The sequence below is a fragment of the Paramesorhizobium leguminum genome, from assembly GCF_003217235.1.
In the GTDB taxonomy this organism is placed as follows: domain Bacteria; phylum Pseudomonadota; class Alphaproteobacteria; order Rhizobiales; family Rhizobiaceae; genus Paramesorhizobium; species Paramesorhizobium leguminum.
Genome location: NZ_QJTF01000001.1, coordinates 254,058 through 280,163 on the forward strand (window position 1 = coordinate 254,058; position 26,106 = coordinate 280,163).

At 60.6% G+C, this 26,106-nt stretch carries 27 protein-coding genes; 17 read left to right on the plus strand and 10 right to left on the minus strand.

The window, feature by feature from the left end:
* The first annotated feature begins 119 nt into the window (after positions 1-119).
* From C7477_RS01275 to C7477_RS01290, 3 genes are all read left to right on the plus strand, one after another.
* Positions 120-1,082, plus strand: coding sequence for an L-threonylcarbamoyladenylate synthase (locus C7477_RS01275; RefSeq protein ID WP_425373484.1), 963 nt, complete (start codon positions 120-122; stop codon positions 1,080-1,082).
* 215 nt (positions 1,083-1,297) lie between these two features.
* Positions 1,298-2,728 (plus strand): FAD-binding oxidoreductase, encoded by a 1,431-nt coding sequence (locus tag C7477_RS01285; RefSeq protein ID WP_110747946.1) that lies wholly within the window; start codon positions 1,298-1,300, stop codon positions 2,726-2,728.
* 573 nt (positions 2,729-3,301) lie between these two features.
* Positions 3,302-3,868, plus strand: coding sequence for a DUF6101 family protein (locus tag C7477_RS01290; protein WP_110747949.1), 567 nt, complete (start codon positions 3,302-3,304; stop codon positions 3,866-3,868).
* A gap of 68 nt (positions 3,869-3,936) precedes the next feature.
* Here C7477_RS01290 and C7477_RS01295 read toward each other — a convergent pair whose 3' ends face one another.
* From C7477_RS01295 to purD, 3 genes are all read right to left on the minus strand, one after another.
* On the minus strand, positions 3,937-4,698 hold the full coding sequence (locus C7477_RS01295; protein WP_210206119.1) for a crotonase/enoyl-CoA hydratase family protein: 762 nt from the start codon (positions 4,696-4,698) through the stop codon (positions 3,937-3,939).
* Positions 4,699-4,942: 244 nt separating this feature from the next.
* Complete coding sequence (locus tag C7477_RS01300; protein ID WP_110747952.1) at positions 4,943-6,712, minus strand: acyl-CoA dehydrogenase family protein; 1,770 nt, start codon at positions 6,710-6,712, stop codon at positions 4,943-4,945.
* Between the two features lie 208 nt (positions 6,713-6,920).
* Positions 6,921-8,204 (minus strand): phosphoribosylamine--glycine ligase, encoded by a 1,284-nt coding sequence (gene purD / locus C7477_RS01305; protein WP_110747956.1) that lies wholly within the window; start codon positions 8,202-8,204, stop codon positions 6,921-6,923.
* A 58-nt stretch (positions 8,205-8,262) separates the two neighbouring features.
* Between purD and ubiA the strand changes: the two genes are divergently transcribed.
* Positions 8,263-9,267 carry a 4-hydroxybenzoate octaprenyltransferase gene (gene ubiA / locus C7477_RS01310; RefSeq protein ID WP_110748135.1) on the plus strand — a complete coding sequence of 335 codons (1,005 nt, stop codon included), beginning with the start codon at positions 8,263-8,265 and terminating at the stop codon, positions 9,265-9,267.
* Here the strand turns inward: ubiA and C7477_RS19460 are convergent.
* Together C7477_RS19460 and pdxH are read right to left on the minus strand one after the other, a co-directional pair.
* Positions 9,238-9,366, minus strand: a complete 129-nt coding sequence (locus tag C7477_RS19460) for a pentapeptide repeat-containing protein (RefSeq protein WP_110747959.1) — start codon at positions 9,364-9,366, stop codon at positions 9,238-9,240. The two genes, ubiA and C7477_RS19460, sit on opposite strands and share 30 nt — an antisense overlap.
* An 18-nt stretch (positions 9,367-9,384) precedes the next feature.
* A complete protein-coding gene (gene pdxH / locus C7477_RS01320; protein WP_110747963.1) occupies positions 9,385-10,005 on the minus strand; it encodes a pyridoxamine 5'-phosphate oxidase in 621 nt (206 codons plus the stop codon).
* Positions 10,006-10,183: 178 nt separating this feature from the next.
* Here pdxH and C7477_RS01325 point away from each other — a divergent pair, with 178 nt between their 5' ends.
* The 5 genes from C7477_RS01325 to C7477_RS01345 all read left to right on the plus strand — a co-directional run bounded on the left by C7477_RS01325 (position 10,184) and on the right by C7477_RS01345 (position 14,031).
* Entirely contained in the window at positions 10,184-10,540 is a 357-nt protein-coding gene (locus tag C7477_RS01325; protein WP_110747965.1) for an RT0821/Lpp0805 family surface protein, read from the plus strand.
* A gap of 296 nt (positions 10,541-10,836) precedes the next feature.
* Positions 10,837-11,781, plus strand: coding sequence for a DnaJ C-terminal domain-containing protein (locus C7477_RS01330; RefSeq protein ID WP_110748138.1), 945 nt, complete (start codon positions 10,837-10,839; stop codon positions 11,779-11,781).
* A 196-nt stretch (positions 11,782-11,977) separates the two neighbouring features.
* On the plus strand, positions 11,978-12,796 hold the full coding sequence (fabI, locus tag C7477_RS01335) for an enoyl-ACP reductase FabI (protein ID WP_110747968.1): 819 nt from the start codon (positions 11,978-11,980) through the stop codon (positions 12,794-12,796).
* A gap of 13 nt (positions 12,797-12,809) precedes the next feature.
* Positions 12,810-13,400 carry a histidine phosphatase family protein gene (locus C7477_RS01340; protein ID WP_110747971.1) on the plus strand — a complete coding sequence of 197 codons (591 nt, stop codon included), beginning with the start codon at positions 12,810-12,812 and terminating at the stop codon, positions 13,398-13,400.
* A gap of 271 nt (positions 13,401-13,671) precedes the next feature.
* The gene (locus C7477_RS01345; RefSeq protein ID WP_210206120.1) at positions 13,672-14,031 is read left to right on the plus strand and encodes a toxin-antitoxin system HicB family antitoxin; all 360 of its coding nucleotides are present in this window, start codon (positions 13,672-13,674) and stop codon (positions 14,029-14,031) included.
* A 37-nt stretch (positions 14,032-14,068) separates the two neighbouring features.
* Here C7477_RS01345 and C7477_RS01350 read toward each other — a convergent pair whose 3' ends face one another.
* A complete protein-coding gene (locus tag C7477_RS01350) occupies positions 14,069-14,320 on the minus strand; it encodes a DUF1344 domain-containing protein (RefSeq protein ID WP_110748143.1) in 252 nt (83 codons plus the stop codon).
* A 179-nt stretch (positions 14,321-14,499) separates the two neighbouring features.
* Between C7477_RS01350 and aroC the strand changes: the two genes are divergently transcribed.
* The 4 genes from aroC (at position 14,500) to C7477_RS01370 (ending at position 18,091) form a co-directional block, all read left to right on the plus strand.
* The gene (gene aroC, locus C7477_RS01355; RefSeq protein WP_110747975.1) at positions 14,500-15,594 is read left to right on the plus strand and encodes a chorismate synthase; all 1,095 of its coding nucleotides are present in this window, start codon (positions 14,500-14,502) and stop codon (positions 15,592-15,594) included.
* A gap of 91 nt (positions 15,595-15,685) precedes the next feature.
* Complete coding sequence (gene ribB / locus C7477_RS01360; RefSeq protein WP_110747978.1) at positions 15,686-16,798, plus strand: 3,4-dihydroxy-2-butanone-4-phosphate synthase; 1,113 nt, start codon at positions 15,686-15,688, stop codon at positions 16,796-16,798.
* Positions 16,799-16,891: 93 nt separating this feature from the next.
* Positions 16,892-17,830, plus strand: coding sequence for a histone deacetylase family protein (locus C7477_RS01365; protein ID WP_110747981.1), 939 nt, complete (start codon positions 16,892-16,894; stop codon positions 17,828-17,830).
* A gap of 3 nt (positions 17,831-17,833) precedes the next feature.
* Positions 17,834-18,091, plus strand: coding sequence for an exodeoxyribonuclease VII small subunit (locus C7477_RS01370; protein ID WP_110747983.1), 258 nt, complete (start codon positions 17,834-17,836; stop codon positions 18,089-18,091).
* Between the two features lie 59 nt (positions 18,092-18,150).
* Here the strand turns inward: C7477_RS01370 and C7477_RS01375 are convergent, their stop codons facing one another.
* Positions 18,151-18,663 (minus strand): DedA family protein, encoded by a 513-nt coding sequence (locus tag C7477_RS01375; protein ID WP_181418308.1) that lies wholly within the window; start codon positions 18,661-18,663, stop codon positions 18,151-18,153.
* A gap of 109 nt (positions 18,664-18,772) precedes the next feature.
* The gene (locus C7477_RS01380; RefSeq protein WP_110747991.1) at positions 18,773-19,033 is read right to left on the minus strand and encodes a GlsB/YeaQ/YmgE family stress response membrane protein; all 261 of its coding nucleotides are present in this window, start codon (positions 19,031-19,033) and stop codon (positions 18,773-18,775) included.
* Positions 19,034-19,171: 138 nt separating this feature from the next.
* On the opposite strand from C7477_RS01380, the gene C7477_RS01385 reads away from it, so the two are divergent.
* Positions 19,172-19,612 carry a YidB family protein gene (locus C7477_RS01385; protein ID WP_110747994.1) on the plus strand — a complete coding sequence of 147 codons (441 nt, stop codon included), beginning with the start codon at positions 19,172-19,174 and terminating at the stop codon, positions 19,610-19,612.
* Between the two features lie 135 nt (positions 19,613-19,747).
* Here the strand turns inward: C7477_RS01385 and C7477_RS01390 are convergent, their stop codons facing one another.
* Positions 19,748-20,581: a hypothetical protein gene (locus C7477_RS01390; protein WP_110747997.1), complete on the minus strand. Its 834-nt coding sequence runs from the start codon at positions 20,579-20,581 to the stop codon at positions 19,748-19,750.
* Positions 20,582-20,891: 310 nt separating this feature from the next.
* On the opposite strand from C7477_RS01390, the gene dxs reads away from it, so the two are divergent.
* The 3 genes from dxs (at position 20,892) to C7477_RS01405 (ending at position 25,068) form a co-directional block, all read left to right on the plus strand.
* Complete coding sequence (gene dxs / locus C7477_RS01395; RefSeq protein ID WP_110748001.1) at positions 20,892-22,811, plus strand: 1-deoxy-D-xylulose-5-phosphate synthase; 1,920 nt, start codon at positions 20,892-20,894, stop codon at positions 22,809-22,811.
* Between the two features lie 266 nt (positions 22,812-23,077).
* Positions 23,078-23,839, plus strand: coding sequence for a TlyA family RNA methyltransferase (locus C7477_RS01400; RefSeq protein ID WP_110748004.1), 762 nt, complete (start codon positions 23,078-23,080; stop codon positions 23,837-23,839).
* Positions 23,836-25,068, plus strand: a complete 1,233-nt coding sequence (locus C7477_RS01405) for a class I SAM-dependent RNA methyltransferase (protein WP_110748007.1) — start codon at positions 23,836-23,838, stop codon at positions 25,066-25,068. The genes C7477_RS01400 and C7477_RS01405 overlap by 4 nt, the downstream gene beginning before the upstream one ends.
* 45 nt (positions 25,069-25,113) lie before the next feature.
* Here the strand turns inward: C7477_RS01405 and C7477_RS01410 are convergent, their stop codons facing one another.
* Positions 25,114-26,106: a GSU2403 family nucleotidyltransferase fold protein gene (locus C7477_RS01410; protein WP_110748009.1), complete on the minus strand. Its 993-nt coding sequence runs from the start codon at positions 26,104-26,106 to the stop codon at positions 25,114-25,116.

Consider the following 26,106-nt stretch of genomic DNA (forward strand, 5'->3'; position numbering starts at 1 on the left):
ACCCTAGCATCCGGACCTTGCGATCCCGTCTCGACAACCGCTCGAATTTTAACGATCCCGCGCAATGCTTGCGCCTTGTAATTCCCTTGTGTAGGCCTTTTGCCCGAAGGAGAATGGATTTGGCGGATATCTCGAAAATAGACGGCGAGGCGCTGGCCCGTGGAGTCAAGGTTCTGGGCGAGGGCGGGTTGGTCGCCATCCCCACCGAGACGGTCTACGGGCTTGCCGCCGATGCCACCAATGGCGAGGCGGTGGCGCGCATTTTCGAGGCCAAGGGCCGTCCGCGCTTCAATCCGTTGATTTGCCATGTATCGAGCATCGCCATGGCCGAGCGCTACGTCGAGATCGATCCGCTGTCACGCCGCCTGATCGATGCCTTCTGGCCGGGTCCGCTGACGCTTGTTCTGCCCATCAAGGAAAACGCGCCGGTGCATCCGCTGGTAACGGCGGGACTTTCCACACTGGCGCTCCGCATGCCGCAAGGCGTGGCGAGAGACGTGATCACCATGCTCGATCGCCCGCTTGCCGGCCCCAGCGCCAACACATCCGGCCGCATCAGCGCCACGACGGCGGAAGCCGTGGCTGATGATCTGGGCGCGAAGGTGGATCTGATCCTCGATGGCGGTCCATGCCCGGTCGGGCTGGAATCGACCATCGTCAAGGTCGAGGGTGATACCATATCCCTGCTTCGCCCCGGCGGATTGGCGGCGGAAGAGATCGAGGCGCTGACCGGTATGCCGCTCAAGCGTCTCGACCAGCGCGCCGCCATTCAGGCGCCGGGGATGCTCGCTTCGCACTACGCACCACGCGCCGCCATGCGCCTTGACGTGCGCGAAGTCCAACCCGGCGAGGCGCTGCTCGCTTTCGGGCCTATCCGGGCCCAAGACGCGGAAAACGTCTCCTATCAGCTCAATTTGAGCGAGACGGGAAACCTACGCGAGGCGGCGGTGCATCTTTTCGATTATATGAAGCGGCTCGATGCGGCAGGCGTCGCCACCATCGCCGTCGAGCCGATCCCGCATGAAGGGCTGGGCGAGGCGATCAACGACCGGCTCGCCCGCGCCGCCTCTCCGAGGGAATAGTTTTAGATGAAAGCCCGATACGAACACCCCCCTCTGCCCTGCCGGGCATCTCCCCCTCAAGGGGGGAGATCAGGCTGTCATAAGCGCCGCCGCTAATTGCCGGCGTTGCAGGATGGAAGCCGCCATTAATGAAGGCCAATCTCCCCCCTTGAGGGGGAGATGTCCGGCAGGACAGAGGGGGGTGATCTCCGCACCGGAAAGAGAAAGCAAACGCCATGACGATACAGCCGGCAAGTCCCGATAAGACCGTACTCGACCGCTTTGCCGCCATTGTTGGCGAAAAGAACGCATTGCACACACCCGGCGATATCGCGCCCTATCTCATCGAACAGCGCGACCTCTATCACGGGCGCGCCGCGCTGGTATTGCGTCCCGGCTCGACTGAGGAAATCGCGCAAATCCTGAAACTCGCCACCGAAACCGGCACGCCCATCGTGCCGCAGGGCGGCAATACGGGCCTTGTCGGGGCACAGCAGCCGGATGAAACCGGCCGCGCCATCATCCTGTCCCTGTCGCGCATGAACCGCATCCGCTCCATCGACACAGCAGGCAATCTGGCGACGGTGGAGACCGGCGTCGTGCTGAAAAACCTGCAGGACGCGGCGGCGGAGGTGGGTCTGCTCTTTCCGTTGTCGCTCGGCGCGGAAGGCTCCTGCCAGATCGGCGGCAATCTCTCCTCCAATGCCGGCGGCACGGCGGTTCTCGCCTATGGCAATATGCGCGAGCTCTGCCTTGGGCTGGAGGTGGTGCTGCCGACCGGTGAAATCCTTGAGGATTTGCGCTACGTCAAGAAGGACAACACCGGCTACGATCTGAAGGACCTCTTCATCGGCGCGGAAGGCACGCTTGGCGTCATCACCGCGGCGGTGCTGAAACTCTATCCGCAGCCGAAGGGCAAGGGCGTCGCCTATGCGGGTCTGAAGACCCCAGCCGATGCGTTGAAGCTCCTGGGCCTTGCCACCGAACATGCCGGCCCCGCGCTGACCGGTTTCGAGCTGATGCCGCGCATCGGCGTCGAATTCACCGCCAAACACGTCGAGGGCGTGCGCGATCCGCTGGAAAGCCCGCATGAATGGTATGCGCTGATCGACATTTCCTCCTCGCGCTCATCCGACGACGCTCGCGCCATCCTTGAGACGATCCTGACCGAGGCCTATGAAGCCGACCTCGTGCAGGACGCCGCAATTGCCGAAAGTGTGGCGCAGGAAAAGATGTTTTGGAAAATGCGCGAGGAGATGTCGTGGGCGCAGAAGCCGGAAGGCGGCTCGATCAAGCACGATATCTCCGTGCCGGTCGCCTCCATCCCCGCTTTCATCGATGAGGCGGGCAGGGCGGTTCTGGAGATGATCCCAGGCGCCCGCATCGTCTGCTTCGGCCACATGGGCGACGGCAATCTGCATTATAACATCTCGCAGCCGGTAGGGGCCGATAAGCAGGCCTTCCTCGTCCGCTGGGGTGAACTCAACCATCGTATTCATACGATTGTCGCAAGCTATGGCGGGTCGATTTCCGCCGAGCATGGCATCGGCCAGTTGAAGCGCGAGGAGCTCAAGCATTTCAAGAACCCGGTGGCGCTGGCGCTGATGAAGAAGATAAAGGCCGCTTTCGATCCGGCGGGGATTATGAATCCGGGCAAGGTGATTTGAGCTTTGGTTCGGTGGAATTTGGAAACGACGCGTGGTGCGTAGGCTGATCTTGAAATTACGCATGGCTCGTAGTAAATTACCAGAGTGAACCGGGAGATTTCTCCCCCGGTTCGTTTCGCTAGATAAAGAATTGGACCCGCACGATAGCTTGCCAGCCCGTGCGGGTTTTCTTTATCGTCAGCGTGATCCTGATGGCTATGCTCATCATTTTCACTCCGTTCGAAGGCGAGGCGCTCGCCTGCGCTGGCGCAGCCCATCTTCGCCAGCGCGTCAGGGCTGGCTCCTGACGCATGCTGCTTCCGCTCTCGATTTCGTGACATTAGAGCAAGTTTAATAAAAGTGTTAAGCAGTTTCTTTCCAAAACCTTACCCCAATAGTTCCACTCTGCTAACCATCTGCCAAATCAGGAAAATTTAACCTAACTAATTAAGCTCGACGGTAATAAAGCGGGCCTATTGTCATCTCCAACGAGGCCGGAAACGGCCCGAAAAAGACGGGAGACCGGAACACCGGCTCCTGAACGGCAGGGAGACCGGAATACCGGCTCTCAGGAGAGACAGAGGCGTCTAGAACATGATGAACCAAGGGCTTAAGCCAGTATGGGCGGGCCGCGAATTGCGGCTGGATCCATTTCATTTTCCGCAGGTGGTGACCTATGCCACGCGCGATGAGGAGGGTGACATCACCTTCACCATCAACGAGCGTGGCGCGGTGATCCGGCGCATCTTGCCGGAAAGCGGGATACCAATGTCCATCGCGCTGCCCGCCCGCGCCTTCCAGGGCGTCACGGCCCGCGCGGTGGAGGATGAATTTGGCGAGATCACCGTGACGCTGGAACTGATGCACACGGACCCGCAGCTTTCTGTTCCGCTGCTCGTTGCGCATGATCTCGACGATGTGGCCGCCGACTGGCGCGCCTGGTCCGCGGCTTTCAACCTGCCGATGATGCTGGTGGAGGAAGACGGCGTCGCCCGTCCGCTGGACGAAAGCACTGGCCCTGTCGGCGTCTCCACGCCCCAGCCGCGCCGCCAGGGCCAGGAACCCCGCCGCCGCCGCCCGCGCTTCCTGGCGCGCCGCAAGACCGGGACGCTGGGTGTCCGGCTGGTGATCTCAGGCGCGGAGATTATTGCGCGGAGGTAAGATTAGGGCAGTAGGGCAGTAAGTGAGTAGGGCAATATGTGTTCTTTTTAACATACTGCCCTACTGCCCTATTGCCTTACTGCCTTGCCCTTCGTCAAAAATGCCATCACCGCCTCGCGGGCTTCCTGCGAGGTGAGACGTTCACCGAAATGTTTTGCCTCCCGCGCGATGCGCTCGCTGACCGGCTCATCTGGGCCGCGCAGTAGCGCCTTGGTGATTTGCATTGCCTCCGGCGGGCGGGCGGCGATGGCTTGCGCCGCTTCCAGCACGGCGGATTCCAGTTCCGCCGGCTCGACGATGCGGTAAACGATCCCTGCCTCTTTGGCAGCATCTGCCGAAAACCCTTCCCCCAGCGCCAGCAGCGCGAAGGCCTTCTGGTGACCCATCAAGCGGGGCGCGAGGAGGCTCGACCCGGCCTCCGGAACGAGCCCCAGATCGACAAAAGGCGTGCGAAACAGGGATTGCGGCGTGGCGAAGGTCAGGTCGCAATGAAGATGCATCGTGGTGCCGATGCCGATGGCGAGGCCGTCCACGCCGGAGACGACCGGCTTCTTCGCGGTTGATAGCGCATGGAGAAAATCCAGAATTTCGGCTCCAAGCGAGCCGCCGCTCGCCGCCACCATGAAATCCTGCATGTCGTTGCCGGCGCAAAATGCGCCGGGCTGACCTAGAAAAACATGCACCCGAATAGTCTCATCGGAGTCACCCGTGCGTAGCGCCTCGGCCATCGCCGCATACATGGCGCGGGTGAGTGCATTCTTTTTTTCGGGACGCGCAATGCGAATGACCTGTACCGATTTGATGCGTTCGATGATGATGTGTTCGGACACTCGAGTTCACTCCTTAATGCGTCGATTCCGGCTATTGCGCCCTCCTTCCCCCTTGCGGGGTTGAGGAGCGTTCGGCCGCAGGCCGAGGAAAAGCCAACGATTTGGCTTTTCCAGCGACGAACGCCCGCGTTAGCGGGCGGATGGGGGTGGTGACGTGCGCGCTTACAACAAAGATCGTAACACAGACGTCTCCACCCCCACCCGACCCTTCGGGCCACCCTCCCCGCAAGGGGGAGGGAGGAGTTCAATCCTGCAATGCCGCACCGGCGGCCATGAGGCTCTCAGCACCATGCATGACGCGATGTTTCAACGCCGTCGTTTCGTTCAGGAGATTTTCCGCATAGAAACGGCAAATCGCGGAACGCGCGGCATCACCGTCGGCAAGCGCGCCCTTGGCAAGATAAGCGCCCCCGGCGGCAAGTCCGAAAAGCCTCAGATAAGGCGTCGCGCCGCAAAGCGCTTCGGCAAGTTGCCCTTCGGCCAAGGCCTTTTGCAGGTACAGCGTCGCCTCTTCGAGATCGGCAAGCGCTGCCGAAAGGCACTTGGCGGTTTCGCCCAGTTCCGGGCGATTGCTCGCTGCCGCCTGATAGGCAATGGCGACGAGTTCCGCGATATAGCCCTTCACATGCTCGCCATTGCCAAGCGGCAGCTTCCGCTGCACCAGATCGATCGCCTGAATGCCGTTGGTGCCTTCATAGATCGGCGTGATGCGCACGTCACGCCAGAGCCGCGCCGCGCCGGTCTCCTCGATAAAGCCCATGCCGCCATGCACCTGAATGCCGAGCGAAGCGGCCTCCATTCCGACATCCGTGCCGAAAGCCTTCGCCACCGGGGTCAACAGGCTGGCGCGGTCGGCCCAATGACGGGCCTCGTCGCCTTCGCTCACGCGCGCCATGTCCAGCGCATGGGCGCAGGCATAGGCGATGGCCCGCGCGCCTTGCGTCAGCCCCTTCATGGTCAGCAGCGTGCGCTGGATATCGGGGTGCTCGATGATCGGGCTCATCTCGCCGCCGGCCTTAGCCCCTGGCGCGCGGCCCTGCCGCCGTTCGCGGGCAAACGCCAGCGCCTTCTGGTAGGCCGCTTCCGCCACCGCCACGCCCTGGATGCCGACAAGCAGCCGGGCATTGTTCATCATCGTGAACATGCAGGCGAGGCCGTGATTTTCCTCGCCCACCAGCCAGCCCTTCGCGCCTTCGCCGGATGTGCCGTCGCCATAGATCATGGTGCAGGTGGGGGAGGCGTGAATGCCGAGCTTGTGCTCGATGCCGGCGCAGAACACCTCATTGCGCGGTCCAAGCGAGCCATCGGGATTTACCAGGAACTTCGGTACGAGAAACAGCGATATGCCCTTTGTCCCCGCGGGCGCGTCGGGCAGCCTTGCCAGCACCAGATGGACGATATTGTCCGTCATGTCGTGCTCGCCATAGGTGATGAAAATCTTCTGGCCGAAGAGGCTGTATGTGTCGTCGCCATTGCGCGTCGCGCGCGCCTTGAGTGCGCCAAGATCGGAGCCCGCTTGCGGCTCCGTCAAATTCATCGTGCCGGTCCACTCACCGGAGATGAGCTTTGGCAGGTAAAGCGCCTTCAACTCATCGGAAGCATGTTTTTCCAGCGCTTCGACCGCGCCCATTGTGAGCGTCGGCGCCAGCGCGAAGGCGACGGAACCGGCGTTCCACATCTCCGATACGGCGACGGAAAGCATCGCCGGCAGCCCCTGGCCGCCATAGGCCTCATCGCCCGTCAGCGCATTCCAGCCGCCCGCGGCCCAGTCGGTGTAGAGTTCCTTCCAGCCCGGCGCGGTGGTGACGACGCCATCCTGCAGCTTCGTGCCATGCTTGTCGCCGGTTTCAGCCAGGGGCGCGATCCGCTCACCGGCAAATTTCGCCGCCTCCTCCAGAATGGCATCGACAAGATCGGCGGAAAGCTCGCCAAAGCGCTTTTCCTCAAGCGCTTCGTCCAGCCCGGCAACCTGCTTCAGCGTATGGGCAATATCCTTGATGGGCGCGCGATACATGAATTCTCCTCCGGTCGTTCCAGGAAAAGAGCTATCGGCTCATTACGTAAACGTCAATTGTCCTATCGTCATTCTCGGGCTTGTCCCGAGAATCTACCATAAGAAAAAGATAAGCGATTACCGTCCTGACTGATCAACCCTCGGTAGATTCTCGGGACAAGCCCGAGAATGACGGCCAGAGCGAGGCTGTTCTGACAAAATCTAAGCGTCAGCTGTCCGCCTTCTCCCGCTCCACCGCCCGCCAGCCGATATCTGACCGGCAGAAGCCGCCGGGCCAATCGATGGCGTTAACGCCGGCATATGCCTTGGCCTGCGCTTCCGCCACCGTCTTGCCCGTAGCGGTGACATTGAGCACACGACCGCCATTGGCGACGAGTTCGCCGTCCTTCATCGCCGTGCCTGCATGGAAAACCTGCACATCGGGCAGGCTCAAAGCCTCATCCAGCCCCTTGATCACGCTGCCTTTTTCCGGCGAGGCCGGATAGCCCTTCGCCGCCATCACCACGGTCAGCGCGGGATCATCGCTCCAGCGGATCGAGATCTGGTCGAGCATCCCATCGGCGGCGGCGTTGAGCAGGAGCAGCAGGTCGTCCTTCAGCCGCGTCATCAGCACCTGGCATTCCGGATCGCCGAAACGGGTGTTGTATTCGATGAGCTTCGGGCCATCCTTCGTGATCATCAGCCCGGCGAAGAGGACGCCGGAGAAAGGCGCGCCGATTTCCGCCATGCCGCGCATGGTCGGTTCGATCAGCTCGCGCATGGTGCGATCCACCATTTCCGGCGTCATCACGGGCGCGGGCGAATAGGCGCCCATGCCGCCGGTATTGGCGCCGGTATCGCCGTCGCCCACGCGCTTGTGGTCCTGCGCGGTGCCGAAGGGCAGCGCCGTCTTGCCGTCGCAGATGCAGAAGAAGCTTGCTTCCTCGCCGTCGAGATATTCCTCGACCACCACCTCCGCCCCGGCGGAACCGAACGCGCCCTCGAAGCAGGCATCGACCGCATCGAGCGCCTCGTCCAGCGTCATGGCGACCACCACGCCCTTGCCTGCGGCAAGCCCATCCGCCTTGACGACGATGGGCGCGCCTTGCTCGCGGATATAGGCTTTCGCCTTCGGCGCATTGTTGAAGCGGCCATAGGCCCCGGTCGGGATGTCGAAGCGGGCGCAGAGATCCTTGGTGAAGCCCTTGGAGCCCTCAAGCTGCGCCGCCGCCTTGGAAGGGCCGAACACCTTGATGCCAGCCGCCCGCAGATCGTCGGCAATGCCGGCAACGAGCGGCGCTTCCGGGCCGACGACGACGAGATCGATGGCATTTTCCTTGCAGAAGGCGATGACATCAGCATGATCGGCAACATCGAGCGCAACGCAGGTCGCGACCTCGGCAATGCCCGGATTGCCCGGCGCGCAATAGAGTTGTTCCAGAACCGGAGAGGCCGCGATTTTCCATGCCAGCGCGTGCTCGCGTCCGCCTGAACCGATCAACAGGACTTTCATGGGCCTTGCTCCATCTACGTTAGAAGAATAGGAAATGGTCGAAATTGAAGGAACCGTCATGGCGCAGGACGAACTACACGGAACGATTCAGTCGCGCAATGCACAAGGCCGCGTCATGGATGCGCCCTCCGGCCATTGGGTCTACCGCGCATTGCCGCAAAGGCTGTGGCCCTATGCGCAGCTGGCGCGATGGGACAGGCCGATCGGCTGGCAATTGCTGCTCTGGCCCTGCTGGTGGTCGGTCGCGCTGGTCGCGGCGGCGGGAGCCACCAGGCCTGGGGTAAGCGACTGGTCGCTCATCCCTTCGCCATGGCATCTCGTCCTGTTCCTCATCGGCGCAATCGCCATGCGCGGCGCGGGCTGCACCTATAATGACCTCATCGATCAGGAGATCGACGACAAGGTGGCCCGCACCCGCTCGCGCCCGCTGCCGTCAGGGCAGGTGACGCGCCGCCAGGCAAAGATATTCCTCGTCCTGCAGGCGCTTATCGGCCTCGCCGTGCTCCTGCAGTTCAACCTGTTCACAATTGTGCTTGGCGTCAGTTCGCTCCTGATCGTCGCGGCCTATCCCTTCATGAAGCGGATCACCAACTGGCCGCAACTGGTGCTGGGACTCGCTTTCTCCTGGGGCGCGCTCATGGGCTGGGCCGCCGACAAGGGAAGCTTGGCCCTCCCGCCGCTCCTGCTTTACGCCGGCGCGATCCTCTGGACTATCGGCTACGACACGATTTACGCGCATCAGGACAAGGAGGACGACGCGCTGGTCGGCGTCCGCTCCACCGCCCGCCTGTTTGGCACCCGGACGAAGGAAGCGCTGCTCGTGCTTTATGGCGGCGCGCTGGGGCTATTCCTCGCCGCCTTCGCCACGGCGGATGTGCCGTTCCCGGCAATCGCCGGCCTGCTCGCCGCCGGCGCGCATATGTATCGCCAGATCGCCACACTCGATATCGACAATCCGTCCGAATGCCTCCGGCTGTTCAAGTCGAACAATATGGTCGGCTGGCTGATTTTCCTGGGGCTGGTGCTCGGGACGTTATGGGTGGCATTGAAGCCAGTGGTTTAGTGAACAGTGAGATAGTGAACAGTGAGATAGTGAACAGTGAGATAGTGAACAGTGAGATAGTGAACAGTGAGATAGTGTGGGAAACTGCTCACTGCTCACTGCTCACTGCTCACTGCCTCACGGATAAAGCCGCGCCTTCTCCCACCCCCCCTCGGACGTCTCCCGCGTAAACACCACCCGATCGTGCAGCCGAAAAGGACGGTCATGCCAGAACTCGATCGAGACGGGGCGTAGCCGGAAGCCGGACCAATGCGGCGGGCGAGGAATCTCGCCGATGGCATGGCGCGCCGTATATTCGGCGACGGCCTTTTCCAGCGCAAAGCGGCCTTCCAGCGGGCGCGATTGCTTCGAGGCCCAGGCGCCGATGCGGCTGCCGCGCGGGCGCGAGGCGTAGTAGGCATCGGCCTCCGAATCGCTCACCTGCTCCACCGGCCCACGTATCCGCACCTGCCTGCGCAGCGATTTCCAGTGGAAGCACATGGCGGCCTTTTGCGAAGCCAGTATCTCGCGCCCTTTCTGGCTTTCATAATTTGTGTAAAAGGTAAACCCGCGCTCGTCAAAGTCCTTCAAAAGCACCATTCTGGCGTTGGGCATGCCGTTTTCATCGACCGTCGCGAGCGCTAGAGCGTTTGCATCGTTCGGTTCTGATTTCGCCGCGTCCGAAAGCCACTCGGCGAAGAGTTGAAACGGCTCTTGCGCCTGCGTAAAGTCACTGCTTGTTAACTCGATATCGCTCATAGTTCCGCCTCGTCAGCAAATTTCAGCATGACCTTATCCAAAAAGTCTGCAACTTTTTTGGACCGTGCTCAAGCAAAAGGGAAAGGCATTGGCATCTAAAAATGCGCGCACCGCCCGACAGTTCTCAGCCATCCGCCTGTCAGCGGTGTTGATGCTTGGTGCCCTGAGCGGTTGTGCCATGAAGGGTTTCAGTATCGAGGATGCAGTTCCCGACGATGCGACCATTACCGGGTCCGTTTCAGCCGCGCAACAGGGCGAGCCCGACAAGGGCAAGCTGTCCGATCAGGCGACTGTCCGCAATGTCATTTCCGCGCTCGACTTCCGCAAATGGGGCGAAACGCCGATTCCCTGGGCCAACCCGGAGACGGGCAGCCAGGGCACCATCACAACCGTGGCGGAGAGCAAGACGGATACCGGGCTCTGCCGCCGCTTCCAGACCTCGCGCGAGGCTTTTGACGGCGTCTCGCTCTATCGCGGCGAAACCTGCTTGGAGAAGGACGGCGCATGGATGTTGAAATCATTCGCGCCGCTTTGAGTTGGAAACGGTGGCGAACTATCCTCCCTCCATCCTCGTGGTTCGAGGCTCGCTACGCTCGCACCTCACCATGAGGATGGAAGAGCGCCGGCGTTTCAGTAGCCCTCATCCTGAGGTGCGTAGTGAAGCAAAGCGAAACGAAGCCTCGAAGGGCGAGGGCGCTTGGCGCTGCGTCAGTCAAAGTAACTCTAAGCAGCGGATTCTCCACGGCAAATCTGGAAGTTCCGCCGGAAAATACGCATATGAGAGACGATTTTTGAGTTTTCCGGCTGTTTTCTTCGGCAAAGAGGAACATGATGCGCGATCCCTATAGCGTGCTGGGCGTCGCCAAGACGGCGAAGCCCGAAGAGATAAAATCGGCATACCGCAAGCTCGCCAAGAAGTTTCATCCCGACCAGAACCCGGATGATCCCAAGGCGAAGGAACGCTTCGCCGAGGCGAGCCAGGCCTATGACATAGTGGGCGACAAGGAGCGCCGGGCGCAGTTCGACCGCGGTGAGATCGATGCGGAAGGCAAGCCCGCGTTTGCGGGGTTCAATCCGCAGGGGTTCCATCCGGGCGGCGCAGGCGGTACGGGCGATCCCTTTGCCGATTACGCGCGCCGGGCTGGCGGTCGCGGTTTCGAGTTCCGTACCGGGCCGGGCGGAAGCTTCAGCCAGGGCGGGTTTGCCGGGGCGGAAGACATCCTGAACGATCTTTTTGGCGGCGGCGCTGGTGGTGCCAGAGCCCGCGCGCGCCCGGCCAAGGGCGCCGATCTCATGGCCTCCATCGAAATCTCGCTTGAGCAGGCGGTCGGCGCGGAAAAGGTCGAGGCGGTCTTCCCCAATGGCAAACGGCTGGCGATCAAGCTGCCGAAATATGTCGAGGACGGCCAGACAATCCGCCTGAAAGGGCAGGGCGACGCGATGCCTGGCGGAACGCCGGGCGACGCAATGGTGACGATTCATATCCGGAATCACCCGCGCTTCGAGCTGAAAGGCCGCGATCTGCACCTCGATCTGCCGGTTTCGCTTGCCGATGCGGTGCTGGGCGCCCGCATCGAGGTGGAAACGCTGGATGGCAGGGTGGCGGTCAAGGTTCCGGCATGGTCAAGCTCCGACCGCGTCCTGCGGTTGAAGGGTAAGGGCCTGCCGGTGAAAGCGGGTGAGCGCGCCGATCTCTTCGTGCATGTCCGCGTGATGCTTCCCGAGGGCGGCGATCCGGAACTGGAGGCCTTGATGGAGAAGCAGCGGGCGGCATGAGCATGGTCCCGAAAAGTTGTAGACTTTTCGGATAAGATCATGCGACCTCCAAATTTAGAGCCCAAGTTACAAATAGATATATCAAGTTTCTGATAAATCCGGCTTTTTTGCTCGCTCCGCTTGAAGCCTGTTCAAGCCTGTGCGATAGGGCGCTTATGTCGCTTCAGAACAATTTTGACGAGGGTCGGGTAAAATAATGACCGCCAAATCTGGTTTGTTGCAGGGAAAACGCGGCCTGATCCTCGGTGTCGCGAACAATCGCTCCATCGCGTGGGGCATCGCCAAGGCTGCGCATGACGCAGGCGCGGAGCTTGCGTTCACCTATCAGGGCGATGCGCTGAAGAAGCGCGTAGAGCCGCTGGCCGAGGAACTGGGCGCTTTCGTCTGTGGCCATTGCGACGTCTCTGACGCCGCCACCATCGACGCCGTCTTCGACGCGCTCGAGAAAGAGTGGGGTAAGCTGGATTTCGTCGTCCATGCCATCGGCTTCTCCGACAAGGAGGAACTGACCGGGCGCTATGTCGATACGTCGGAAGCCAATTTCTGCAAGACGATGCTGATCTCGGTCTATTCGCTGACGGCCATCGCCAAGCGCGCCGAAAAGCTGATGGCCGGTGGCGGCTCGATCCTGACGCTGACCTATTACGGCGCCGAGAAGGTGATGCCTAACTATAACGTCATGGGCGTTGCAAAGGCTGCGCTTGAGGCGAGCGTCAAATATCTCGCCGTTGATCTCGGGCCCCAGAACATCCGCGTCAACGCCATTTCCGCCGGGCCGATCAAGACTTTGGCGGCCTCCGGCATCGGCGATTTCCGCTATATCCTGAAGTGGAACGAATATAACGCGCCGCTACGCCGCACGGTGACGATCGAGGAAGTGGGCGATGTCGGCCTCTATTTCCTCTCCGATCTGTCGCGTTCGGTGACGGGCGAGGTGCATCATGCGGACTCCGGTTATCACGTCGTCGGCATGAAAGCCGTCGATGCGCCGGATATATCCGTGGTCAAGGAATAGCGGAGCTCGCGCGGTGGCAGGGAAACTTATCTATTTCTCGCGTCACGGCGAGACGGACTGGAACGTGTCGCAGCGCATCCAGGGGCAGATCGATATCGATATCAACGCCAATGGCCGCGCCCAGGCGGACCGCAATGGCGACAAGCTGAAATCGCTGATCGGCAAGGGGGCAGGCTTCGATTTCGTCGCCAGTCCGCTGAGGCGGACGCGCGAAACCATGGAGCGCATCCGCGCCCGGATGGGCCTCGACCCCTACGACTACCGCACCGATCCCGAGCTGATGGAAGTCAATTTCGGCGATTGGCAGGGCTACATGCTCGACGATATCGCTCAGGAGCGCCGCGACCTCGTCGAGGCGCGCGCCCGCGACAAGTGGAATTTCGTGCCGCCCGGCGAGACGGCGGAAAGCTACATGATGCTGGCGGACCGCGTGGGAGACTGGCTGAAACATGTGAAACAGCCGACGGTCTGCGTCACCCATGGCGGCTGCATCCGCACGCTGTTCTATCTCATCGAGAAGATGCCCGGCCACGAGGCAGCCAATCTATCCATCCCGCAGGACCAATTGCTGCGGCTTGAGAATGGCCGGCTGACCTGGCTCTGAAACACTTCATTTCGTTTTGCCCACTGCGCGCCCTAGGTATCATTGAACCTTTACAGTGCACGCCGTCATTCTCGGGCTTGTCCCGAGAATCTACCGTGGCCTAATCTGTCAGGACGGTAATCGCTTATCGTTTTCTTATGGCAGATTCTCGGGACAAGCCCGAGAATGACGGCAGAACTATGCGCCATCACTTATCGGCGTTTCATTGAGGTCTGACAGGCTCTGAAAATACTGGCCAGCAGGAAAGACATCGACCGCATAGGAGAAGACGATGGCGATTGAAATGTCGTTGCCCCGCTTTGAAATGCGCCCTCTCTCGGAAGAGGAAGGGGGAGGCTACCTTATTGAATTTCCTGAATATCCTGGCTGCATAGCGGACGGGGAGACCCCGGAAGAGGCTATGAAAGAAGGCGTGGATGCCTTGAAATCCTATCTGGACACCTTGCAGGAACTCGGTCGCCCCATTCCTGCAAGCGGTGAGGTCTACGGCGGGCAATGGCGTCAACGTGTTCCGAAATCGCTTCATGCCGCGCTGGCTCGCAGAGCCGAGCGTGAAGGTGTGTCACTCAATATGCTCGTGACCACTCTGCTCGCGGAAGGCATCGGCCGGCGGATGGGCGGCTTCAATTGATCGCGATTCGGACCATGTAGTTTGAGCCTTTGATAGCCTAATCCGCCTCTTCGATATCAGTGATGAACTTGTCCTTGTCCACCACATCGAATGAAACTGCGACCTTCATGCCTTCGTTGATGGCGCTATAGTCGAATTCGCCCGGCAGCTTATAGATTTCATCGTCATCGAGCGTGATCGTGTTGTTTTCTTCGTCGATGCGGGTGATCTTGCCCTGGACGTCATCGGCCATGACGACGGATGAAAAGAGAGTGGAAAGAATGAAGAACAGGGTAATGAGAATGCGCATGACGGTCTTCCCCTGATAAGGATTCACAGACTCCAGTGAAGAATAGTCAGCGGAATATGTCAAAAGAAATATGGAAATTGCTTTATACCAAGGAATTTCCTCGAACGGACGCGGCACGGATTTGACCGGCGGCCAAAACCCCAATAAAACCCGGTTCTCTTTGCCCGAAGGGTTTTGCCATGTCTCACAATACGTTCGGCCATCTGTTTCGCGTTACCACCTGGGGCGAAAGCCATGGCATCGCGCTGGGCTGCGTCATCGATGGCTGCCCGCCCGGCATCCGCTTCAGCGAGGCGGAGATTCAGTCCTATCTCGACAAGCGCAAGCCCGGCCAATCCAAATACACCACCCAGCGCCGCGAGGCCGATCAGGTGCGGGTTCTCTCCGGCGTGCTGCTGGAAGATGATGGCGTGACCATGGTTTCCACCGGCACGCCGATTTCGATGATGATCGAGAACACCGATCAGCGCTCCAAGGATTATGGCGAGATCGCCCGCCAATATCGCCCCGGCCATGCCGATTATACCTATGACGTCAAATACGGCATCCGCGATTATCGCGGCGGCGGCCGCTCGTCGGCGCGTGAGACGGCGGCGCGAGTCGCCGCAGGGGCCATCGCCCGCAAGGTCGTGCCGGGTCTCGAAGTGCGCGGCGCGCTCGTCGCCATGGGCATCCACGATATCGACCGTTCGCGCTGGGACTGGAATGAGGTGGACAACAACCCGTTCTTCACGCCCGATGCCGGTTCGGTCGAAACCTTCGCCACCTATCTCGACGGCCTGCGCAAGGCGGGCTCGTCCGTGGGCGCGATCATCGAGATCGTCGCGGAGGGCGTTCCGGCCGGCCTTGGCGCGCCGATTTACGCCAAGCTCGACCAGGATATCGCCAGCTATCTGATGTCGATCAATGCCGTGAAGGGCGTGGAAATCGGCAATGGCTTCGAGGCCGCGCGCCTGACCGGCGAGGAAAACGCCGACGAGATGCGCATGGGACCAGACGGCAAGCCAGTGTTCCTCTCCAACCATGCGGGCGGCATCCTTGGCGGCATCGCCACGGGCGCGCCTGTCGTCGCCCGTTTCGCCGTCAAGCCGACCTCATCGATCCTGACGCCGCGCAAAAGCATCGATGCCGATGGCAAGGAAGTGGATATCATGACCAAGGGGCGGCATGACCCCTGCGTCGGCATCCGCGCCGTTCCCATCGGCGAGGCGATGGTCGCCTGCGCCATCGCCGATCATTATCTGAGACATCGCGGCCAGACGGGGAAGGGGTGAATGGTGAATAGTGAATGGAACATTCGCTATTCACTCTGCCCGTTTCACTCGTCACCATTTTCCCATTCACCATTCACTACAAGGTACCCACATGGCCTTCGATCAAAAACGAGTCGTGGACGCGATCCGCGCTTTCGAACGCGGCGAGATCGTGGTCGTCACGGATGACGATGGGCGTGAGAACGAGGGCGATCTGATCGTCGCGGCGGTGCATTGCACGCCGGAAAAGATGGCCTTCATCGTCCGCCATACGTCCGGCATCGTCTGCGCGCCCATGCCGCGCGAAGAGGCCAAACGTCTCAATCTGGCGCCTATGGTGGCGGAAAACGACTCCGCGCATACCACTGCCTTCACCGTTACAGTTGATTACAAGCATGGCACCACGACCGGCATCTCCGCCGACGATCGCACGCTGACAGTGCGTAACCTCGCCAATCCCAACGCCGGCGCGTCCGATTTCACCCGCCCCGGCCATATTTTTCCGCTCGTTGCCCGCGAGGGCGGCGTGCTGATGCGTTCGGGGCATACCGAGGCAGCGGTCGATCTCTGCAAGCTTGCCAGCCTGCCGCCCATCGGGGTCATCTGCGAACTGGTCAACGATGATGGCTCCGTCATGCGCGGTCCGCAGATAAACGATTTTGCCGGGCAGCACGGGCTGCAAACGGTGACCGTCGCCGATTTGATCGCCTATCGCCAGCGCAAGGAAACGCTGGTCGAACGGCTGAGCGAGACATCTGTCGAAACCTCCGCCGGTCCGGCCAAGGCCTATACTTACCAGCTGCCCTGGGAGCCGATGCAGCACGTCGCCATCGTCTTCGGCGATATCCGCGATGGCGAGGATGTGCCCGTCCGCCTCCAGCGCGAGGACGTGTTGGCCGATGTATTCGGCGGTGAGTGCAGCGTGGACGCGATCCTGAGGCGCATGGCCGAGGCCAAGCGCGGTGTGCTCGTATATCTGCGCGAAGGCTCCGTCGGCGTCCGCCAGGAGAAAAGCGATGCCCGCGCCCGCGACGCGATTCCCGGAGAGAAGGAAGACCACGCCGAAGCCCGCGCCCGCGAGGAAGAATGGCGGCAGATCGGCCTTGGCGCGCAAATCCTGAAAGATCTCGGCATCGCCTCCATCCGCCTGCTGGCTTCCCGCGAGCGCCATTATGTCGGGCTGGAAGGGTTCGGGATCAGGATTGTGAAGACGGAGATTTTGTGAGGGCTGGGCGTCTCCTTCCCCGCAAGGGGGGAGGGAGGGTGATCGCGCAAAATTCCCTTACACTTTTCTGCATCGCGCCCTAATATCCCCACCATGACAACCCGGCTCTACTGGCACCCCATCTACCTCGAGCATCTGACGCCGCCCGGTCATCCCGAGCGGCCGGATCGCCTGCGCGCGCTTCACGGCGCCATCGAAGGCGAGGAGTTCTATCGTCTCGATCGGGTGGAAGCGCCGATGGGTGACGAGGCGACGATCCTTTACGCCCATAGCGAAAGCCTCGTGGAGCGGATCAAGGCGGCGATCCCCAAGGAAAGCGAACAGCTGGAACTAATGCGGATCGATGAAGATACCTTCGTCAGTCCGAAGAGCTGGGACGCGGCGCTGACCGCCATCGGCGCGGCCAATGCCGCCATCGATACGGTCTTCAAGGGCGAGGCGGACAATGTGTTTGTCGCCTCGCGCCCGCCCGGCCACCACGCCGAGCGCGATAAGGCCATGGGCTTCTGCCTCTTCAACAACGCCGCCATCGCCGCCCGCCATGCCCAGCGCAAGCATGGCGCCGAGCGGGTCGCCATCGTCGATTGGGACGTGCACCATGGCAACGGTACGCAGGATATCTTTGAGGCCGACCCGACCGTGCTCTATTGCTCGACACACCAGATGCCGCTTTATCCCGGCACTGGAGCAAAGGACGAGACCGGCGTCGGCAATATCGTCAACGCGCCGCTGTCTTCAGGCGGGGGTGGTCGTGAGTTCCGCGAGGCTTTCACCAGCCGGGTGCTGCCGGCGCTCGATGATTTCCGGCCTGATCTCATCATCATCTCCGCCGGCTTCGACGCGCACCACCGCGATCCTCTGGCTGAGCTTAATCTCGACGAAAGCGATTTCGATTGGGCGACGGGCAAGCTGATGGACAGGGCAGGGCGGTTTGCAAACAACCGTCTCGTCAGCGTTCTCGAAGGCGGCTATGATCTTCAGGGCTTGTCTGGGTCCGCCGCAGCGCATATTACCCGTTTGATGAAAGGGTGAATCATGGTCGACGACAAAGCCAATGCCGACATCGCCGCGATGAGCTTCGAGCAGGCGCTGGAACAGCTTGAACGGATCGTGGAGGATCTGGAACGTGGCGATGTGCCGCTCGACCAGTCGATCCGCATCTATGAGCGCGGCGAAGCGCTGAAGAAGCATTGCGACACGCTGCTGAAGGCGGCTGAAGACAAGGTCGAGAAGATCAGGCTCGGACGGGATGGACAGCCGGTGGGGGTAGAGCCGTTGGACGGTGAGCAGTAAACGGTAAGCAGTAAGCAGTAAGCAGTAATGTAATTAGCTCACTGCTTATCGCTCACTGCTTACTCCCTCATCTTCTCATAAATCGGATGAAAAAACCCGCTGAAGAAATAGGGTCCAGCGCCCCATAGCAATGTCCAGGCCGCCGCGCCGGCTGCGTTGGCGATGAAAAAATGCGGCCATGGCATCTTCAACGAGCCGGCGACAATGCCGTTCAACTGCCGCAAGATGGGCACGAACCGCGCGGTGGCAACGATATATGGCCCTTTTTTCTTGAAGATGTTCTCAAATTCCTGCAGTCGTTCGGGCGTCAGGCGCACCAGGTAGCCATAGCGGGCAATGAGTTTGACCCCGCCGAAATGGCCGATCAGATAGCCCGTGCTGTCGCCAAGCACCGCGCCGCAGAATACGGCAATCAGCATATGATAGAGATTCAAATCGCCATGCAGCGCCAGGATTGAACCGGCGATGAGCGCGCTTTCTCCAGGCAGCGGCGCGCCGAGCGATTCGAAGTAGATGATGACGAAGAGCGCAATTGCGCCATAGGTGACAATATAAGAGTGGATCAGATGCACGGGTCCCCGCTCCCCCTGAAACCGACAAACAAAAAAGAACGCGACAAAAAAAAGCCCCATGCGTCCGTTTGGAACGCATAGGGCAGTCTACGCCATGTCAAGAATCACGCTACCCGATGCTGCTGCGGCCGGTGATTGCATGATATATCCAAAGCACCGCAACCGAGCCGATCACTGCAACGATAAGGCTGTAAATGTTGAAACCGGTGATACCTGTTGCCCCGAAAAGACTGAACACCAGTCCCCCGATAATCGCTCCGAAAATGCCAAGAGCGATGTCGAGAAACATGCCCTGACCGCTCTTGTTCACGATCTTGCTTCCGATGAAACCGGCAATAAGACCAAGTAGTATCCAGCTTAAAAAGCCCATTTGGAACCCTCTCCTATGCATAACATTAAATATATTTTCATACTGTGACGTATTTGGCAAGGAGACATGCTTGCCAAATACTGTTGTATTGATAACTATAAGTATATGGACGGGTAATTATTTTAAGGAGAGATTCCTATGGGACTATTTGACGGTGCATCGGGCCAGGCGGTTCCGGGCGGCGGGCTCGCGAAACCCTTGATCCTCGCCCTTGGCGCGCTTTTCGTCGGTCATATGTTGAGCGGCGGCAGCTCCGCTTCTTCTTCGGATACATCGGACGGGCAAGCTGCCGGTTCGGGCGGCGGCCTGAGCGGCCTGCTGAACAAGCTGAGCAATGCCGGCCATGGCGATGCGGTGAGTTCCTGGGTCGGCAACGGCCCGAACGCGCCAATCGATCCTTCGCATCTCGGCCAGGCCCTCGGGCCGCAGACAGTCAGCGATCTGGCGCAGAAATCCGGCCTGAGCGAACCTGATCTCCTGACGCAACTCTCGCAGGCGTTGCCCGGCGTCGTCGACAAGCTGACGCAGAACGGCCAGATACCGAGCGAGCAGGACGTCGCGAAGATGTTCCAGAGCTAGGCTAATTTAACAGGTCTGGAGATAACCACCCCCTCGGTGAAAAATCCATCGAGGGGGTGGTTCGTTTTGGGATGCCCAACTTGATTGCGCTCTGTTTTAAATGAGCCAATGTTTTAAACGAGCCAGTGCATGGAACTAGCCGACGGAAAATGGTCCGGCACCAGAGGCGAAATCATACCAATTCCATGTTTGGATGTTGCCGCTGGCGGCTCCCCCTTGCGGGTTTTGATTGTCTCCAACCAGATAGAGGCGCGCGACGCCGTCGCTGCCGGTTATCGTGCGGATGAACTGATGACCGTCGGGACCATAGCTAAGAGGGCCATTCGGCCAGTAGAATCTGGGATTGTCTTGGATCGGTACAGTGTCGGTACTATTCAGATAGGTATAAACCTCGGTTGTGTAAAGCTTCGGTACAACGGGGACATACTGGTCCCAGTCTATGACGCAATACTGGACAGGGGTGTTGGTGTCATCCGTCATCGTGGTTGACACGAAAACTGTATATCCGGGGCCTTCAGCCGGCGTGAGGGGGGTAGGTAAAGTCGTCGGCGGTATTGGCACCGTCCCTGGAGTTGGACCCACGAAGGTGGGATTGATCCGGGGAGCCAGAATTTTATAGTTCGCGGTTGTTCTTGGCAGCCCGATTCCCGGGGAGTCCGAGTAGGCAGTGAACGTCAGGTTCGTGGCCGAATTCGTAGGCGCATTCGGCACAACATCCAGGACAAACTCCACGTAAGCAGTTTTGTTGTCGTTGGGATTTACAGTTATCGGCCTCGGATTGGCATAATTGGGCTGAGCGGCGCTTTGATCATAGAGAAATCCCCCTCCGAGGTTGATGAGCCTCACGAACATACCATTGGAAAGAGGAGTCGTTGAAGTTAAATTCACCGTAACCAGCAGCTTCTGGCCCTGATAGAGCTTCGTAAGCGGATTGGTCGGATCGGGAAGAAAAGTCGCGGTTGTTGACATAATTGTCGCCTTTCAGCGTTGGGAGTGAATATATTGCTACGTGTATTTATATAAATAATACACGCAAAAGGTGCATACATTGATATGCGAGCGCAATCCATTTTAGGAAAGAGCGTAAATCGGATATTAAAAAAGGCTTTTCGGTTCGGCTTCCCAGCCTGCTGGTTGCGTTATAGAATCGCCGCACTTGTGGGGATTGCGAAGGGGGAATAGGGCAGGGCAGTGGGGAAGTACGTTTTAATTGGCTTGCCAGCCCATTTAGCAATACATATTGCCCTACTGCCTTACCGTCTTACAAAGGGAGACCAGATTGACATCGAGACCCGTGACGCCGCTGCTTGATCGTGCGCCGACGCCGGCCGAATTGCGCAAGCTGCCTGAAAGCGATCTGCCGCAACTGGCTGCCGAGCTACGCGCCGAGTTGATAGATGCTGTCTCGATCACCGGTGGGCATCTGGGCGCGGGTCTTGGCGTGGTCGAGCTCACGGTCGCGCTGCACCATGTCTTCGACACGCCGCATGACCGCGTCATCTGGGATGTCGGCCATCAGGCCTATCCGCACAAGATCCTGACCGGGCGGCGCGACCGCATCCGCACGCTGCGGCAGGAGGGTGGGCTTTCCGGCTTCACCAAGCGCTCCGAAAGCGACTACGACCCCTTCGGCGCGGCGCATTCTTCCACCTCCATTTCCGCCGGGCTCGGCATGGCCGTGGCGAGCGAGCTGACCGGCGTCAAGCGCAACGTCATTTCAGTCATAGGCGATGGCGCCATGTCGGCGGGCATGGCCTATGAGGCCATGAACAATGCCGGCGCGCTCGATGCCCGGTTGATCGTCATCCTCAACGACAACGACATGTCCATTGCGCCGCCCACGGGCGCGATGAGCGCCTATCTCGCGCGCCTCGTTTCCGGCCCCACCTATCGCACGCTGCGCGAGACGGCGAAGCAGCTGACCCAGCGCCTGCCGAAATTTCTGCAGGAAAAGGCGCGGCTTTCGGAGGAATATGCCCGCGGCTTCTGGACGGGCGGAACGCTCTTTGAGGAGTTGGGCTTCTATTACGTCGGCCCCATCGACGGGCATAATCTCGAACATCTGCTGCCTGTCCTGAAAAATGTCCGCGATATGATAGACGGCCCGGTGCTGATCCATGTCATCACGCAAAAGGGCAAGGGCTATCCCCCGGCAGAAGCCGCCGCCGACAAATATCACGGCGTCAACAAATTCGATGTGATCACCGGCGCGCAGGCCAAGGCGCCGGCCAACGCTCCGGGCTACACCAAAGTTTTCGCGACGAGCCTTATTGAGGAAGCTCGGCATGACGAGCGCATCGTCGCGGTCACGGCGGCGATGCCGGGCGGTACCGGGCTTGATCTCTTCGGCGAGGTCTTCCCGGACCGCACCTTCGATGTCGGCATTGCCGAGCAGCACGCCGTCACCTTCGCGGCGGGGCTGGCGAGCGAAGGGCTGAAGCCTTTTGCGGCGATCTATTCCACCTTCCTGCAGCGCGGTTACGACCAGGTCGTGCATGATGTGTCGATACAGAACCTCCCGGTGCGTTTCCCCATCGATCGCGCGGGGCTTGTCGGCGCCGATGGCGCCACCCATGCCGGTTCGTTCGATACCGGCTTCCTTGCCGCATTGCCCGGCTTCGTGGTGATGGCCGCGTCCGATGAGGCGGAACTGCGCCACATGGTGCGCACGGCGGCCGAATATGACGAAGGCCCGATCTCGTTCCGCTATCCGCGCGGCGAGGGCGTCGGCGTCGAGATGCCCGAGCGGGGTGAGGTGCTTGCCATCGGCAAGGGTCGCATCGTCAGGCAAGGCACCAAGGTCGCGCTCCTTTCCTTCGGCACGCGCTTGGCTGAATGCCTTGCCGCCGCCGAGGAACTGGATGCCGCGGGTCTGTCCACCACCGTTGCCGATGCTCGCTTCGCCAAGCCGCTCGATGAGGACCTGATCCGCCGCCTCGCGCGCGAACACGAAGTGCTCGTTACAGTCGAAGAGGGAGCCATCGGCGGCTTCGCCTCCCATGTCCTGCATTTCCTGGCGCATGACGGACTGCTCGACGGCGGCCTGCGCGTGCGCCCGCTGACGCTGCCGGATGTCTATCTCGACCATGCCAAGCCGGAGGCGATGTACAAGCGCGCCGGGCTGGACAGCGCGGGGATAGTGCAGGCAGTGTTTGCGGCGCTGGGGCAGGAACGGATTGCCGCGCCGTCGCGGGCATAGGAGGGGATGCGCCCTCCTTCCCCCTTGCGGGGAAGGTGCCCGCGGAGCGGGCGGATGGGGGTGGTGACGCTTACACCTCTGCTGGAGACCATTGCGCAAACGTTACCACCCCCACCCGACCCTTCGGGCCACTTGCCGGGGCGAGCCACGGGTCTCGCCCGTCCTTCGGACCCCCGCAGGGGGGAGGGAAGGCGCGAGTCGCGGCAGCGTTTCCATCAAGACATTCCCCGCTTGCCCTTCATCTCCCACTCCTTCATGAAAACGCGATGCACGATAACCCCACCCCCTCCCGCCCCCGCCTCGATCAACTCCTCGTCGATCGCGGCCTTTTCGCCACCCGCTCGCGGGCGCGGGATGCTGTCGCGCGGGGTACTGTTCAGGTTGATGGCAAACCGGCCACGAAGCCGGGCATGTCCGTTTCCATCGATGCGCAGATCGTGGTCGATGACCCCGCAAGCGCCTATGTCTCGCGCGCCGCTCTGAAACTCATCGCCGGACTGGACCATTTCGCTATCGATGCAAAAGGGCGCACGGCGCTCGATATCGGCGCCTCGACTGGGGGCTTTACACAGGTTCTGCTGACACATGGCGCGGCGCATGTTATTGCCGTCGATGTCGGGCATGACCAATTGGATCAAAGCCTGCGCGATGATCTCCGCATAACCAATCACGAAGGCCTCAACGCCCGCACGCTCAATGCAAGCCACCTCCAAGGCCATAAGATCGACCTCGTCGTATCGGATGTCAGCTTCATATCGCTGAAGCTGGCGCTGCCGCCCGCGCTGGCGCTGGCCGAGCCGGGCAGCCACTGCGTTCTTTTGGTAAAGCCGCAATTCGAGGCCGGGCGTGAGGCGATAGGCAAGGGCGGCCTGCTGCGCGATCCCGCAATAAGCGAGCGCGTGGCGGACGATCTGGCGGCATGGCTTGGCACGATGCCCGGCTGGCGCGTGTTGGGGCTTTGCCCGTCACCAATCGAAGGCGGCGATGGCAACCGCGAATTTCTTCTAGCAGGGATAAAAGACCAATGACCACGCGCGTGACGATAACTTCGATGGGCGCGGGCGGCGATGGCGTCGCCAATCTGCCGGATGGCCAGGTTTTCGTGCCGTTCACCCTGCCGGGCGAGGTGGCGAACATCGCGCGCGAGAAGAACCGCGGCACACTGATGGCGCTCATCGAGGCCTCGCCTGAGCGCATCGACCCCGCCTGCGACCATTTCGAGGCCTGCGGCGGCTGCGCGCTCCAGCATTGGGAGGCGGATGCCTATCAAGCCTGGAAGCGCGGTCTGGTAAACGATGCGCTGACGGGACGCCGGCTCGATTTCGTGCTGGAGCCGCTGGTGCCCTGCTTGCCCCACACGCGCCGCCGCGCCGTCTTTGCCGCGCGCCGGTCGGAGCAGGGCATGCTCTTCGGCTTTAACCGCCACCAGAGCCACGAGATCATCGATATCCACGAATGCCCGGTAACGGTGCCCGCCATAGTCGGCCGTCTCGGCGATTTGCGCCAATTGGCAACGCTGGTTGCAACGGGAACCAAGCCCTTCAAATTGACGGTGACATCAACGGCATCCGGTCTCGACATCGCCGCCACGGGCTGCGGATTGCCCGAGGCGGGTAAGCGCCGGGCGTTGACGGCATTCATGCTGGAAAAGGGCTTCGCCCGCCTCACATGCGAAGGCGAAATCATCCTTGAGCCGAAGAAGCCGCTCATGCATTTCGGCAAGGTCGCGGTTCAGGTGCCGCCGGGCGGCTTCCTGCAGGCGACTGTCGAGGCGGAAGAAACCATGGCTGCGCTGGTGATGAGCCATCTCGCCAGGACCAAACGCGCCGCCGATCTCTTTTGCGGCTCCGGCGCTTTCACATTCCGCATGGCAGAAAAGATGGCCGTCCACGCAGTGGAAAGCGATGCCGCCGCGCTCGCCGCGCTCGATCACGCCGCGCGCAACACGCAAGGGCTGAAGCCGATCACGATGGAGCGTCGCGACCTCTTCCGCCGCCCGCTGACGATGAAGGAACTCAACCGCTTCGACGGCCTCGTCTTCGATCCGCCGCGCGCCGGGGCCGAGGCGCAGGCAAAGGAAATCGCCAAATCAACCGTCGCAAAAGTCGCCGCCATCTCCTGCAACCCGGTAACGCTCGCCCGCGATCTCGCGATCCTCGTCGAAGGCGGCTACCGCATCGACAAGGTGGTCCCGATCGATCAGTTCCTCTGGTCATCGCATGTGGAGGCGGTGGCGCTGTTGTCGAAGGGACGGTAGAGGAAGGGCGGTTATACATAATTTGCAAAAAATGTATAACTCGCATCATCCGAAGGATGCGGACGGTGCGGCATTGATTTTCAGCTCTTGTAGCGACCTTTCGATCGGTTGTCGCCAACCGATGCCTTGTGCGCAAGCTTCTTCATAGGCATCGGCCAATGCCCATGGATCGGAAAATTGAAGTGCCTCGATAAGTGCTTTGGCCTGCAGAAGATCCTTGGTCCGTTTCGACCGATCTCCGGTTCTTTTCTGGGCGAGAATTAATTTGTGTATTGCAAAACGTGCGGGCATCGGAACCCGGAGAGGGATGCCGGAAGCGTATAGCGCACAGGCTGGTATAGGATCGGTAATAAGCCAGCGCAGATGTTGAAGGGGTACGGCGCCCGCATGAAGATTCTGTAGCGGCATCGGATTGGTATCGTTGCGCCGCAACTGGGGCGTCAAAAGATCGACCACAAAACCACTTGCAGCGCGAAAGCTTGAAGGCGGCGCCTTTGGGCTGAGCCCAGGTATTGGCTTGAAAGTTGGATCGGCGCGTTGAAGGATGGTTTCCATGGTTTCGGTTGTATCGTCGCCTGCCAAAGCAAGCGACGCCGTAGCCAAATCGGCATCCTGGGTCATCAAGGCCGCCGAGGGCAGCGAAAATCCGACAATCGGCGAAAAACACTGGTAGGCGGCTGTACCGACAACGACGGCTTGCCTTAAAAGGCTGGCATCCGCCACGGCATCCAGAACGGCGCCCAGCGCATAGGTGGGAACTGGAACACCTGCCGCTTTAAGCGTGCTGACGATCTTGCGGCGTTCCTTGGCGCGGATCGCTTCTTGCCGGATCTGTTCTGTGCGAGCTTGTACTTCTGGGGCATCCGCCCGCCCGATGAATATGTCGCGACGTGCGCTGCCAACCGTACGTTTCAAATAGACATAGTCAATGTTCTTGATGCTTCTGGTATATAGCGAGCCAGCGCGCTCGTTCGCAGCGTGCACCTGCTGGACGAGATCCTGATAGAGCGTCTGGATGGTCGGTGATATCGGCTTCAT